Source organism: Tissierella praeacuta (assembly GCF_040396155.1).
Classification (GTDB): Bacteria; Bacillota; Clostridia; order Tissierellales; family Tissierellaceae; genus Tissierella; species Tissierella praeacuta_A.
In genome coordinates this window covers 1-13,865 of sequence record NZ_JBEBOY010000001.1, presented here as the reverse complement: position 1 = coordinate 13,865, position 13,865 = coordinate 1, and the positions used below count along the sequence as shown (strand labels likewise).

10 protein-coding genes and 1 other annotated feature are annotated in these 13,865 nt (G+C 28.1%); of the genes, 9 read left to right on the top strand and 1 reads right to left on the bottom strand.

The annotated features are described in order from the left end of the window. Positions 1–246 precede the first annotated feature (246 nt). From ABWP20_RS00050 to ABWP20_RS00030, 5 genes are all read left to right on the top strand, one after another. Positions 247–2,625, top strand: coding sequence for an endonuclease MutS2 (locus ABWP20_RS00050; RefSeq protein ID WP_353092923.1), 2,379 nt, complete (start codon positions 247–249; stop codon positions 2,623–2,625). A 123-nt stretch (positions 2,626–2,748) separates the two neighbouring features. Then, a complete protein-coding gene (locus ABWP20_RS00045) occupies positions 2,749–3,966 on the top strand; it encodes a MerR family transcriptional regulator (RefSeq protein WP_353092500.1) in 1,218 nt (405 codons plus the stop codon). Positions 3,967–4,073: 107 nt separating this feature from the next. Beyond that, the gene (locus ABWP20_RS00040) at positions 4,074–5,333 is read left to right on the top strand and encodes an MFS transporter (protein ID WP_353092498.1); all 1,260 of its coding nucleotides are present in this window, start codon (positions 4,074–4,076) and stop codon (positions 5,331–5,333) included. An 87-nt stretch (positions 5,334–5,420) separates the two neighbouring features. Next, positions 5,421–5,621 (top strand) — a binding site (T-box leader). A 309-nt stretch (positions 5,622–5,930) separates the two neighbouring features. After that, positions 5,931–7,631 (top strand): arginine--tRNA ligase, encoded by a 1,701-nt coding sequence (gene argS / locus ABWP20_RS00035; RefSeq protein ID WP_353092496.1) that lies wholly within the window; start codon positions 5,931–5,933, stop codon positions 7,629–7,631. A 6-nt stretch (positions 7,632–7,637) separates the two neighbouring features. Beyond that, positions 7,638–8,606, top strand: coding sequence for a hypothetical protein (locus ABWP20_RS00030; protein ID WP_353092494.1), 969 nt, complete (start codon positions 7,638–7,640; stop codon positions 8,604–8,606). Between the two features lie 5 nt (positions 8,607–8,611). On the opposite strand, the gene ABWP20_RS00025 is transcribed toward ABWP20_RS00030, so the two are convergent. Then, positions 8,612–8,806, bottom strand: coding sequence for a hypothetical protein (locus ABWP20_RS00025; protein WP_072977613.1), 195 nt, complete (start codon positions 8,804–8,806; stop codon positions 8,612–8,614). Between the two features lie 153 nt (positions 8,807–8,959). Here ABWP20_RS00025 and ABWP20_RS00020 point away from each other — a divergent pair, with 153 nt between their 5' ends. The 4 genes from ABWP20_RS00020 to ABWP20_RS00005 are packed head-to-tail and all read left to right on the top strand — an operon-like array spanning position 8,960 to position 13,563. After that, complete coding sequence (locus tag ABWP20_RS00020; RefSeq protein ID WP_353092491.1) at positions 8,960–10,726, top strand: B12-binding domain-containing radical SAM protein; 1,767 nt, start codon at positions 8,960–8,962, stop codon at positions 10,724–10,726. A gap of 1 nt (position 10,727) precedes the next feature. After that, on the top strand, positions 10,728–11,480 hold the full coding sequence (locus ABWP20_RS00015) for a hypothetical protein (protein WP_353092490.1): 753 nt from the start codon (positions 10,728–10,730) through the stop codon (positions 11,478–11,480). Between the two features lie 16 nt (positions 11,481–11,496). Then, entirely contained in the window at positions 11,497–12,630 is a 1,134-nt protein-coding gene (locus ABWP20_RS00010; protein WP_353092488.1) for a tetratricopeptide repeat protein, read from the top strand. A 21-nt stretch (positions 12,631–12,651) separates the two neighbouring features. Next, on the top strand, positions 12,652–13,563 hold the full coding sequence (locus ABWP20_RS00005) for a bifunctional enoyl-CoA hydratase/phosphate acetyltransferase (RefSeq protein ID WP_353092487.1): 912 nt from the start codon (positions 12,652–12,654) through the stop codon (positions 13,561–13,563). The last annotated feature ends 302 nt before the right edge of the window (positions 13,564–13,865 follow it).

Sequence of the window (13,865 nt, the reverse complement as noted above, 5' to 3'; positions counted from 1 at the left end):
CACCATTCTCTTTTTTATTATGAATAACTAACAAGTTATTACTTTGGTATATTGAGATAGTTATTTGAATGATTAAATATGAAAATTCTTAATTTAGTTAATTAATCATATTATAATTATATAACTAAAAATATATTATATATTATACAATAAAATTTTACATAAATAGTATCCTTTTTTATTATATATAAATATGTTATAATTGCATTACTATAAGGTAATTTATGAGAAGGAATGATTATTGAAATGAATTTAAAGACCTTAAAAACATTAGAATACGATAAAATAATAGACTTACTTCTCGAAAAAGCTGAATCTAGCTTAGGAAAAGAGAAAGTAAAAGATATAAAACCACTGACAAATATAGAAGATATAGAGTATCTCCAAAGGGAAACAGAGGAATCGACTACATTATTAATCAAAAGAGGAGCACCGCCTTTATATGGAATACACAGTATTACACCAGAAGTTAAAAGAGCAGAAATAGGAGGAGTTCTTAGTCCTTCTGGACTCCTTAAAATATCAGATTCTTTAAGAGTATCCAGGGGATTAAAAAACTATATAAAAGAAACAAAAGAAGATAAAGTATCGGATTATCCTATAATTGAAGGTTTAGTTGAAGGACTTAGGGCTTTTAAATCTATTGAAGATGAAATAAATAATGCCATAATATCAGAAAATGAAATCTCAGATAATGCCAGTTCTACGCTTAGAAGTATTAGAAGACAGATAATAAGCAAAAATGAAAGTGTGAAGGATAAGTTAAATTCCATAATAAATTCCCAAAACAATAAAAAATATCTTCAAGATAGTATTGTAACTATTAGAGAAGGAAGATATGTAATACCGGTTAAATCAGAGAATAGAGGAAATGTGCCTGGATTAGTCCATGATATGAGTGGAAGTGGGGCAACATTGTTTATAGAGCCTATGGCAGTAGTACAGTTAAATAATGAGTTAAGAGAGTTAGAATTAAAAGAAAGAGAAGAGATAGAAAGAATTTTGAGGGAACTTTCCAATTTAGTTGCAGAGGAAGCCGAGGGTATTGCCAATAATCAAAATATACTTCAAGAATTGGACTTTATTTTTGCTAAAGGGAAACTCGCTCTTAGTATGAAGGGAACAAGACCTATATTAAATGGGAGAGGTTATATCAATATTAAAAAAGGCCGTCATCCATTGCTCAAGGTAGATAAAATAGTACCAATAGATGTATATTTAGGTAAGGATTTTAATTCTTTAATAATAACAGGACCAAATACTGGTGGTAAAACTGTTACATTAAAGACTGTAGGATTACTTACTTTAATGGCTCAATCAGGACTTCATATACCAGCAGATTTCAATTCTGAAATAGCTGTATTTAATCAAGTTTTTTCAGACATAGGTGATGAGCAAAGTATAGAACAGTCTCTTTCTACTTTCTCATCTCATATGGTAAATATAGTAGATATATTATCTAATGTGGAATATAATAGTTTAATTTTATTTGATGAGCTTGGGGCGGGAACAGACCCAACAGAGGGAGCAGCACTTGCTATGTCAATCCTTGACCATTTATTAAAGTTAAACGTTAGAACTATTGCTACAACCCATTACAGTCAATTGAAACTATATGCATTGACTACAGAAGGAGTAAAGAATGCCTCAGTAGAGTTTGATGTAGAGACATTAAGTCCTACATATAGGCTATTAATTGGAGTTCCTGGAAAATCCAATGCATTTGAAATATCTAAAAGACTTGGATTAGAAGATTATATCATTGGCTATGCAAGAAATCTTATTTCTAAGGAAAATGTAGAGTTTGAAGATGTATTACAGGCTATGGAAAAAGATAGATTAGCTACAGAGGCAAATAGGCAAGAAGCAGAAAGATATAGATTAGAAGTAGAAAAGTTAAAAGAAGATTTAGAAACAGAAAAAGACAAAACCAAGGAAATGCGAGATAAAATAATAAATAAAGCTAAGGAAGATGCAAGAAATATATTAAGGTTAGCTAAGGAAGATGCAGATTCTCTAGTAGGAGAAATAAGAGAAATTTCTAGTGAAATAGAGAAGGATAGAAATAAAAAACTTCAAGAGGCACAAGATAGATTAAAAGATAAATTAAATAAGGCAGAGGGAGAAGTATCTCGAAGTATATTAAATGTAAAGTCTAATAAACCTCCAAAGAATCTAAAGGTTGGAGAAACTGTAGAAGTACTTACATTTAATCAAAAGGGAACTGTATTAGAAGAACCTGATGACAACGGTAATGTAAAGATTCAAGTAGGTATAATGAAAATAACTTCTCATATATCTACACTAAAACGAACTACCTCAGATGAAGAGGAGAAAATTCATGTTAGTACTAAGAAAATCATGGGTTCTAAGTCTAAGGATATAAAGAGTGAGATTGATTTAAGAGGAAAAAATTTAGACGAGGCATTTTTAGAATTAGACAAATATTTAGATGATGCATATATTGCAGGACTAAAGCAAATTAATATAATTCATGGTAAAGGTACTGGAGTGCTCAGAGATGGCATAAAAGGATATTTAAGAAGTCATAGGCATGTGAAATCATCGAGATTAGGTGTTTATGGAGAAGGCGGAGATGGTGTTACAGTAGTAGAAATTAAATAAATGATGTATTTAAGATTATAGAAAAGATACTTGTTTATAGTAAAACAAGTATCTTTTCTATAATAAAAATTGAAGGGTGTAAATATTTATCTTATGATATTAATAATATTAGGTGGTGATTTGATGAGAATAGGGAAATTTGCTGAGAATAGCAATCTTACTATTGATACTGTTAGACATTATATGGATTTGGGATTGATTATACCTGAGATGCATGGTGGTCAATACGATTTTGACAATAGATGTGAAATAGACTTACAAGATATTTTAGATTTAAAGAATATGGGATTCACATTAAATGAAATTAAATCTATATTTATGTTTAGAAGATTAGGAAATCTTACTCCATATGAACAAAATCAGTATTACAAAACATTTTTTGAAAGTAAATATGAGATTATAGGAAAAGAAATAGAAAATCTCAAAGAAATGAGAAATAATCTCAGGAAAAAAATAGATAAATTACAGAGCTATAATAAAGAAATAAAAAATAAAATAGGTATAAATCTTAAAAATTTAAGTATATTTAAATGTCCAAGATGTAACAGGGATTTGATGATTTCCAAAGGGGATATAGATAATAACCAAATAATTAATGGAGAGTTAATATGTAATTGTGGAGTAGAATATAAAATTGATGATGGAATATTAATAAGTAACAGTAAACATATAGAACATAGGTTGATTTTTGATAATAATTATATAGGAGAATATATAAGTTCAACGGATATACAATATTTAGATAATGTATACAAAGGTTTAGAATTAATACATAAAAAAATAGATTATAATAATTTTAAAAATAAAACAATATTGGAATTAGGTTCTGGAATGGGTTTCTTTTTAAGGCATATCTATGATGAATTACCAGAGGGTTCCACTTATATAGCTGTTGATAATGATTTAGGAAGACATAAATTTTTGAAGGGAATACTAGATTTTATAAATTGTAATAAGAATATAATATTTATATGTTCTGATTTTACTGAAGTTCCCATAGAAAATAAATCTATTGATGTTCTCGTAGATTTTTCAGGAAGTAGTAATTATGGGTTTGAAAATGAACAGTTTTTGTTAAATAAAATTGATAATTATATTAAAGAATCTGCTTGGCTAATAGGGACATATATAATGTTTAAAAACTTCAATGCAAATAGTAGAATAGATAGTAAATATAGAAAGAACTTTAATATAAACTATGTAAAGAAAGAAATAGAAAAATTAAATTATAAAATTATTTATGATAATATATCACAGCCTATTAATAAGGGTGGAAAATATGAAGATTATTTTGTAAAAGGAGAAGAGGTATATTCTTATTTATATTATGGAAAAAGATAGGGTTAACCCTATCTTTAGTTATTTGTGCAAACAAAAAGACTTAGAAATTATATTGACATCGGCTAAGGACTACTATTTAGAATGTAGTTAAGATAGGAGGAATCAATATGAAAGATAAAAGACAGAGATTAAATTTTATATTATTTTCATTGGGAAAATTCGTATCTATTTTTGGTGCATCTATTTATTCATTTGCCACAGGACTTCATGTATTAAAGATTACAGGATCAGGGATGAACTTTGCTTTGAGCATTATAGTTAGTATAATACCAATAGTAATTATAAATCCTTTTGCAGGGGTTATAGCTGATAAATTTGATAAAAAGAAGATAGTCGTTGCTATGGATATAGTAAATGGAATATTTCTTATATTATTATATATAGTTAGCGGCATATATGGTCTAGGAGTACAAATGATATATATAAGTACATTTATTACTTCGATCTTCACCACTATATTTGGTATATCTATGGAATCAGCTATTCCTAATATTGTATCAGAAAATATGTTGATGAATATTAATTCTGCTAGTAAGATTATAGATTCAATGTCATCCATACTAGGACCGATGGTTGGAGGAATAATATTTGCTTTCATAGATATTAGATATTTTATTTTATTCAATGGAATATCCTATATATTTTCAGGAATATCTGAAATGTTTATAGATTTTAAATATAATTATAATGGGAATAATAAGCAAGAAAATAGCATTAGTTTTGCAGAAGATATGAAAAACGGATTGAAATATATTATAGAGAGAAAAGATATAATAGGGATTTTAAGTGTGTTTATTAGTTTGAATTTTTTTATGGGCTTATCAATCACAATACCTTTACCATATATAATTAATAATGTATTGGTGTTAGATTCTAAGAGTTTAGGAATAATTCAGAGTGCATTTCCAGTGGGAATGATAATTGGTGCATTGCTGATTAAAAGAATTATGCAAAAAACTCCTTATAAAAAAATTTTAACATTTGCCAGCTTAGGATTAGGTATATGTATAAATTTATTAGGAGTTCCAATATTGTTTAAAAATTTATTATTTACTAATACTATATATACTTTATATTATTGTGGAATAATGATAATCTTTGGAGTTACTATTTCCTTTATAGATATACCAATTATGTATATATTACAAAGATTAATACCTGATGAATATAGGGGTCGTGTTTTAAGTATAGTTATGAGTGCTGCTAAAATTATATTACCATTAGGATTAATGTTATCTGGATTTTTATTAAATAGAATACCAGCTTATTTTATAACAACAATAGGAGGCACACTTTTATTTTTAAGCAATATACTAATTTTAAATAAGAAAAAGGTAGTATTTTTGGAGATAAGTGGAGAAAACTAATATTAAAACCATATATTAATAATGGGTGGAAATAATAATCCTTGTATTTATATAGATAATATTGTATATTATAAAGTAATAATTATATATAATTCGTAGATTAAGAGAGTAGAATATTTAACCATGTTAAAGCGAGCTGGGACGGTGGGAGCCAGTATATAGGAAATATTTGAAGAGAACTTAGGAGAATATATCTGAACTTAGTAGGATATTACGCTAGTAGCGTTAAAATTTCGAGTGGGCATTTGCCAACAAGAGTGGTATCACGGGATAGCTCTCGTCTCTTATATTAGAGATGAGAGCTTTTTTATGACCTAACACAGCGAACGACAGTGAGCTGATGTAGGTCAAACGCAATGAGCACCAAATTTGCACGACCGTTAGGGAGTGAACAAATTTGAGTTGCGAAACTGCGGGAAATGACCTAACACAGCGAACGACAGGTCCTAACGGACACCACTGAATTATACCCTACGGAGTAGATAGAGGTTGTGAGTTGATGTAGGTCAAACGCAACGAGAACCAAATCTATACGAGCAAAGCGAGTAAATAGATTGAGTTTCGAGACTGCGAGAATTATTTAAGGAGGATGAAACAATGTTTAACTTTAGAGAAGAAGTTATTAAGTTGATTAAATCGGAGGTAGACTCATTTACAGAAGAAGAAATATCTTCTTTAATAGAAGTACCGCCATCATATGATATGGGTGATTATGCTTTTCCGGTATTTAGATTAGCTAAAACTTTTAGAAAGGCACCACCTGTAATAGCAGAAGAATTAGTGAGCAAGTTTGGACAAAATGATTATTTTGAAAAAATAGAGAATAAAGGTCCATATATAAATTTCTTTATAAATAAAAATAAACTTACAGAAGTTACTTTAAATGAAGTAAAAGAAAAAGGACCTAAATATGGTTCTTCTGATATGGGGAATGGGAAAACAGTTATAGTAGAGTTCTCATCACCTAATATTGCAAAACCTTTTCATATTGGACATATTAGAACAACAGTTATAGGAAATGCTTTATATAAAATATATACTTTCTTAGGATTTGATACAGTTGCTATCAATCACTTAGGTGACTATGGAACACAATTTGGTATGCTTATTTCTGCATATAAGAAATGGGGAGATAAAGAAGTAATAGAAGCTGACCCTATAAATGAATTATTAAAATTATATGTTAGGTTTAATGCCGAGGCAGAAGAACATGAAGAGTTAAGAGATGAAGCTAGATATTGGTTTAAAGAATTAGAAAATGGAAATGAAGAAGCTTATAAATTATGGGAATGGATTAGGGAAATATCCTTAAAGGAATTTAATAAAGTATATGATATGCTAAATATTAAGTTTGATTCCTATGCAGGAGAATCATTCTATTCCGATAAAATGCCAGCAGTAATTGAAGAATTAAAGGAAAAAGGGCTGATGAAAGAATCAGAAGGAGCATATTTAGTAGATTTAGAGGAATATGGAATGCCTCCTGCGCTTATTATGAAGAGTGATGGCTCAACCTTATATACTACAAGAGATATTGCAGCAGCTTTTTATAGAAAGGAAACTTATGATTTCTATAAAAATATCTATGTAGTGGCTTCACAGCAAAACCTACACTTTAAAGCTTGGTTTAAAGTAATAGAGCTTATGGGATATGATTGGGCAAAGGATTGTGTTCATATACCATTTGGTATGGTTAGTCTAGAAGATGGTACTTTATCTACTAGAAAAGGCAGAGTTGTATTTTTAGAAGACGTATTAAATACTGCAGTTAGGAATACTTTAAATATAATAAATGAAAGAAATCCAAAACTAGAAAACAAAGAAGAAGTAGCAAAACAAGTTGGAATAGGGGCTGTAATATTCCAAGAATTATTTAATCAAAGAATTAAAGATTATGTTTTCTCTTGGGATAGAACATTGAGCTTTGAAGGTGAAACAGGTCCTTATGTTCAATATACTCATGCAAGAATAAATTCCTTACTTGAAAGAGGAGAGTTTAATATAGAAGATAAGGCAGACTATAGTATTCTCAATAAGGAAGAGGAAATAAATATAGTAAGACTTATATACGATTTCCCTAAAGTAGTAGTAGATGCTATGGAAAAGAATGAACCGTATTTCATCACTAGACATATAGTTGAAATAGCAAAAGCATATAATAAATTCTATAATTCTTGCCCTATAATAGTAGATGATATAGAAGTTAAAAAAGCAAGGCTAATGTTATCATTTACAGTTGGAACTGTATTAAAAACAGGATTAGGCTTATTGGGCATGGAAGCACCAGAAAGAATGTAGATATCCATGGGTGAAATAGGTATTGAAAGATTAATATTAGATTTATTTGAAGAGGATTTTAATAGAAATAAAAGCTATAGCTATATATCTCAATTAGCCATAATAAATATAAAGTCTTTAATTCCAATGCTAAACGAAGAAGCAGTGAGAGTTGATTATATTAGGTTTTTAGAGGAATTTAAATTATGGTTATGCTATAAAGTTGGAGATAACTCTTCCTTGCTAAATTCGCAAGGAAGGGTAAACTCAAGTATATATTGGGAAGAAAAAGATGATTCTATAATAGGCAGAATAATACCTTTAATTTTGGCAAATCAAAGATATGAGGTAATAGAGGAAGAAGTAATAAAAAATATATTATTTACAACTGGGAATTTGAAATCTTTATTTGAAACAGTATCTATAGCTTATTTATTATATGAAATAGTTTCAAATTCATTTAAAGGGAATATAATAGAAAGGTTAAAAGAAAATATTATTGGATTCTCTCAGGTTAATTATATCAACAAATATAGAAAATATTATAGAGTAGAAGTTGAAAAATATGATGGTAATTTTAAAGTTGACTTTGAAAGGGAAAAAATTCACCTATTAAATGCTTTAAATGATGCACAAGATGGTAGATATCCAAATTTAGAGGATATTATAAAAGTTTTAGATAAAGAAGAACCAGAGACCTTTATAGGAAAAATATTATATAATTTTTTATATGATACAAATAAGGAATACAATATTCCTAAATTCTGTACTAATCTTGGCAAATATATTGTAGAATTAAGAAAATCTAGAATAGATCCTGATAAGTTAAAGATAAAAGAATATATTTTACCAGATGTTTTTAGTTTCAATGAGGGAGAAGTATTCTTTCATTCCTTACTTAGAGAAGCTAAAGTAATAAAAAAAGAAGTAAAGGATAACACCTTAACTTCTTTAATTCAAACTAAAACTGGTATGTATTTATTTAGAAGACCCTAAGGGGTCTATTTTTTTAGATATTCTAAAAAATCTTTTTCGTCAACTTCTGCCAAAGAACTTAATTCTTCGAGAATACTATCCTTTAGACTTAGAAAATCATTTATTTTGGTGTTACTGCCTGTATATTCTAGGGCTTCGATAATTAAGAGCATATCATCTTTAGACATTTCTTGAATAGAAATCTTATCAAACTCTCTCATGGATTATCTCCTTTCTTGTCATATTATACAATATATTCTATAAGAAATTTGTCATAAATTCAATTACTATTCTTATCTTTTAGTAAATTCTCTGTATAAGACTAAAAACTAATGATATAATGTATTTAATATATTTGCAAGGAAGGTAGAATAATGAAAATAATATTAAGTACATTGAATTCCAAATTCATTCATTCTTGTTTAGCTGTTAGGTATCTGCAGGGATGCGTTAAGGATTTAATTGATGTTGATATAAAGGAATATACAATAAATCAAAATATAGATTTTATAGCTTCAGATTTATATAAATTGGAGCCTGATATTATTGGATTCTCAACTTATATTTGGAATTTAAAAGAAACATTGAATATATGTAAAATTTTAAAAATGGTTAATCCAAAATTAAAGATAATTTTAGGAGGACCAGAGGTTTCTTTCGATGGAGAAAAGGTTTTAGCTGAAAATAAATTTATTGATTTTATTATTTATGGAGAGGGAGAAGAAACTTTTAGAGAGTTTATAAAGAGCATAATAGATAATGAAGATTATACTAATATACAAGGATTAATTTATTCCCAAGGAAATATAGTAATTAAAAATCCACCTAGACCATTGATTGAGGACTTAAATATTATTCCATCTCCTTATAAAAATGTAGGAGATGAGTTTAAAAATAAAATAGTGTATTTTGAATCCTCAAGGGGATGCCCATTTGGATGTAAGTTTTGTCTATCATCAACGATTAAAGGAGTAAGATATTTTGGTATAGATAGAGTCAAAGAAGAATTAGGAAACTTAATTGATGGACAAGTAAGGCAGGTAAAATTTGTAGATAGAACCTTTAATGCTAATAAAAAATATGCTATGGAAATCATGAATTTTATTATAGATAAGAATCCAAAGGATATAAATTTTCACTTTGAAGTTACAGCTCATCTGCTGGATAAAGAGATGTTAGATTTTCTATCTGGAGTTAAAGAAGGACTATTTCAATTTGAAATAGGGGTGCAATCAACGAATTTAGACACAATAGAAGCAATTGGAAGGACTACTGATTTTGAAAAATTAAGGGATATCACTAAAAAAATAAAATCATATGAAAATATTCACCAACATTTAGATCTAATTGCAGGACTTCCATATGAAGGTTATGATTCTTTTAAAAAATCCTTCAATGATGTATATGAAATAAAACCTGAAAAAATACAACTAGGATTTTTAAAATTACTTAAGGGTTCAGAACTGAGAATAGATGAGGTTAAATATGGATTTAAATATTTAGATATGCCGCCTTATGAAGTATTAGAAAATGACTTTATAAAATATAGTGAGATAATAAAATTAAAGACAATAGAGGATTTAGTAGAAAGGTATTATAATGAAGGATATTTTGAACATTCATTAGAATATATAATTAACAACTATTATACTAATCCATTTGATTTTTATGAAGAATTTTCATATTATTGGGAGTTGAAAGACTATCATAGGGTATCTAATAGTAGAAATAAATTATATGAGATATTTATGGAATTTTATAAATATAAGGAGTTCGGAGATGGTTTGATTTTTAATGAACTATTGAAATTCGATTTTATAAAGAATAATAAAGGTTCTAAAGCTCCAAAGGGTATTTTAAACTTTGAAGGAAATATTCAACAACGAGATATTCACGAAATATTAAAGGATGAGAAGGTAATTGAAAATTATCTAGGTGAATATAAAGGATTACCAACGAAAAGAATAATTCAAGATATTGTTATTGAAAGTTTTGGAATTGATGTTTTTAAAGTTATAGAAAATGGTTATAGTCTAATAGATAATAAATATAAAATAGACATATTATTTGTATATCAAAACGGAGTTATAAATAGGTGTAATGCCTATAATATAAGCCATATAACAAAGGAGTTGGTTTAATTTGGATATAATAAAGGATTTTTTGATGATAAACAAGGAAACTTTGAAAAAAACATTAAGGAGTCTAAAGGATAATTGGGCTATAATTTTTACAGGTATAGTATATATAGTTTTAAACACTCTTATATTTACTGTAGTTCTCAAATTGTTTACAGGTATATTATCTATTTTTGCAGGGATTATTTTGGCCATAGTTAGTGCTAGTTTGATTTCAAACTATTTGTATTTGTTATATAATATAATCAATTATAATAGGATGACATTTCAAGACTTTAAAGATGGGTTTAAATACTTTCTTAGAAAGGTTTATACCATATTCTTTTTTGCTTGGATAGGTGGCTATTTATTATCTGCTATTCGTGGGATGTTAGGCCTAGATGCTTATCTTTTAAATATGATAATAACAGTATCTGTATTTTTTATCCTTAATGCCTTGCCTGAAACCTTATATTTAAAAGTTTTAGAACCTATGGATAGTATTATGTATTCTATTGATTTTATTAAAGAAAATTGGCTAAATTGGTTATTGCCAAATATAATATTTTATGGGGTTATTTATTATCTTACAGGCAGTATTGTCACAAATTTATTTGCAACTCATATATCCTTAAGTTTCGGATTAGATATATCTAGTATTATAAAATACTTGTTAGGACAAGGATTGTTTTCGTTTATAATGATTTATAGAGGATATTTGTTTAAACTGTTAAGTACTAGCACTAGAAGAAAAAGAATGTTTATGAATAAGTTTTAAGAATAGAAGGTGAATTATGGACTTTATCAATGAGTATTTTAAGAAGAAAACCAGTAAAGTAACATTTATTGAATTGAAAGAAGGAGCAAGGACTAATATTAAGGGGTATCCAACAGATAAGGAAATTCCTCTTCCTATATTAACAGATGTTTTAGTTAATGAGATTGTAGATGGCAATATGGAAGAAGAAATGAAATTATCAAATGTAATAGATGGAATTATTTATTTAATGGGCATAGACCCTTTGTTTGTTCATATGGATGATTATAAGAATATATTAATGTCCTATAATAAAAAAGCCGATGACTATGTTTTTTATAAAGGAATTAGGAGTATGGATAAGAATGACTATGATAATGGAGCCATTTATTTTAGAGCATTAAAATATATTAATCCTAAAAATGTTAATGGTATATTTAACTATGCTATTGCCTTAGAAGAAATAGCGAAGGAATATTTTAAGAAAGAACAAAATGAAAAGGGAATGGAGTTTTTCGATAGATCTACAGAGGAACTAGAAACTATTTTAGATATAGATGATAAATATCCATTGGCATATTATAAATTAGGATATCATTATAAGTTTTCTGAGCAGTATTTAAAAGCAAAGATTACTTGGACAAAGCATTTAACATTAGATAGAGATCAGACAAGACTTCAAGAGATAAGAGGGGAGATAGAGCTTATTGAAAATGATGTAGCTTTGGAAACAGGATTAACATATTTATCACGTGAATATTTTGATAAAGCACTTGATGTATTTCTAAAGTTGTTATCTAAGCTTGATAGTTGGTGGGAGCTTAAGTATTTAATAGGTGCATGTTATAAGGGACTTTCAGATTTTGAAAATGCAATTAATTATTTTGAGGAAGCATTAGAACTTTATAAATCAGATTCTGATCTTTACAATGAATTAGGAATATGTTTGTTTACTATAGGGGATATGAGTAGTGCAATAAATGTATTTACAGAAGGCATCGAAAACATACCAGATGACTATAAGATTGTATTTAATAGAGGGTTATGTTATTTACAAATAGGACAATTAGAAGATGCCTATAATGATATGCAAAATGCAGTAATATTAAACCCTAATGATATAAATATGAATGCACATAAAGAAGCTTTAGAAAAGCTTATGGGTAAATAATATTAATATGGAGGGATAATGATGAAAATTAAAAGGCTAGAAGAATTATTAAAATTAAAACACCAAGAACCTATGAAACTTGCAGTAGTAGCTTGTCATGATGAAGAAGTTCTAGAAGCTGTTTTTGAAAGTAAAAATCTTGGAATAGCTGAACCGATATTAATTGGTAATAAAGAAAGAACGATTGAAATTGCTAAAGGAAAAGGATTTGATATAGATAACTATACAATAATAGATGAAAAAGATTTAACTATGGCAGCAGAAATAGGGGTTAAAATGGTATCAAGTGGGAAAGCTAATTTTATAATGAAAGGTTTAGTCGATACTTCCATATTATTAAAGGCAGTTTTAAATAAAGAATGGGGACTTAGGACAGATTCCTTGCTCTCTCATGTAATGTTATATGATATACCTAGTTATTCAAAGCTAATTTATTTAACTGATGGTGGAATGAATTTACAACCAACATTAGAAGATAAAGTAAAGATTATAGAAAATGCAGTAACAGTAGCAAAAGCATTGGGAAAAGATAAAGTTAAAGTAGCTTGCTTAGCTGCTAAAGAAAAGTTAGACCCTAAGATGATAGCAACAGTAGATGCTAATGAGTTAAAGAATAGATACAAAGAAGGTAGATTTTCAGATGGAACAGTAGTGGATGGACCTATGGCATTAGATTTAGCAGTATCTTCATCTTCCGCAGAGATAAAGGGATATAAATCTGAAGTGGCAGGTGATGCGGATATTTTATTAGTCCCAAATATTGAAATGGGAAATGGAATAGGAAAGAGTATTACTTATTTCGCAGGCGGAAAATCTGCAGGTGTAGTAATGGGTGCTAAGGCTCCTATAGTATTAGTATCTCGTGCAGATGATCATGAAGCAAAACTATATTCAATTGCATTAGGTAGTTTAGTAGCTGCTTATAATAAATAGATAATAGAGATTTATGTATTATAATTGAGATACCTAGATTAGTGATTACAAAGCATATAGCATTGCAAGAATGTACTTTAAACATCCAATTATTTACTTCTTTAGGAAAAGTTGAATATTTTTTTGAAAAAGGTGTTGACTTTATTATTAAAACCGTGTATCATAATAAAGGTCGGTTGTGACACTGAATTAAACAAGTCAAGTAAAGACTTGAAAAAAGTTCAAAAAAACAGTTGACAACTCTTGAAAAAGAGAGTATGATAGTAAAAGTCGGCTGCGACATTAAACTTCACAAATCAACA

What these genes read in the sequence shown, in the direction of transcription:
- ABWP20_RS00050 (WP_353092923.1), top strand. Translation starts at nt 247, where the DNA reads ATGAATTTAAAGACCTTAAAAACATTAGAATACGATAAAATAATAGAC.
- ABWP20_RS00045 (WP_353092500.1), top strand. Translation starts at nt 2,749, where the DNA reads ATGAGAATAGGGAAATTTGCTGAGAATAGCAATCTTACTATTGATACT.
- ABWP20_RS00040 (WP_353092498.1), top strand. Translation starts at nt 4,074, where the DNA reads ATGAAAGATAAAAGACAGAGATTAAATTTTATATTATTTTCATTGGGA.
- argS (WP_353092496.1), top strand. Translation starts at nt 5,931, where the DNA reads ATGTTTAACTTTAGAGAAGAAGTTATTAAGTTGATTAAATCGGAGGTA.
- ABWP20_RS00030 (WP_353092494.1), top strand. Translation starts at nt 7,638, where the DNA reads ATGGGTGAAATAGGTATTGAAAGATTAATATTAGATTTATTTGAAGAG.
- ABWP20_RS00025 (WP_072977613.1), bottom strand. Translation starts at nt 8,806, where the DNA reads ATGAGAGAGTTTGATAAGATTTCTATTCAAGAAATGTCTAAAGATGAT.
- ABWP20_RS00020 (WP_353092491.1), top strand. Translation starts at nt 8,960, where the DNA reads ATGAAAATAATATTAAGTACATTGAATTCCAAATTCATTCATTCTTGT.
- ABWP20_RS00010 (WP_353092488.1), top strand. Translation starts at nt 11,497, where the DNA reads ATGGACTTTATCAATGAGTATTTTAAGAAGAAAACCAGTAAAGTAACA.
- ABWP20_RS00005 (WP_353092487.1), top strand. Translation starts at nt 12,652, where the DNA reads ATGAAAATTAAAAGGCTAGAAGAATTATTAAAATTAAAACACCAAGAA.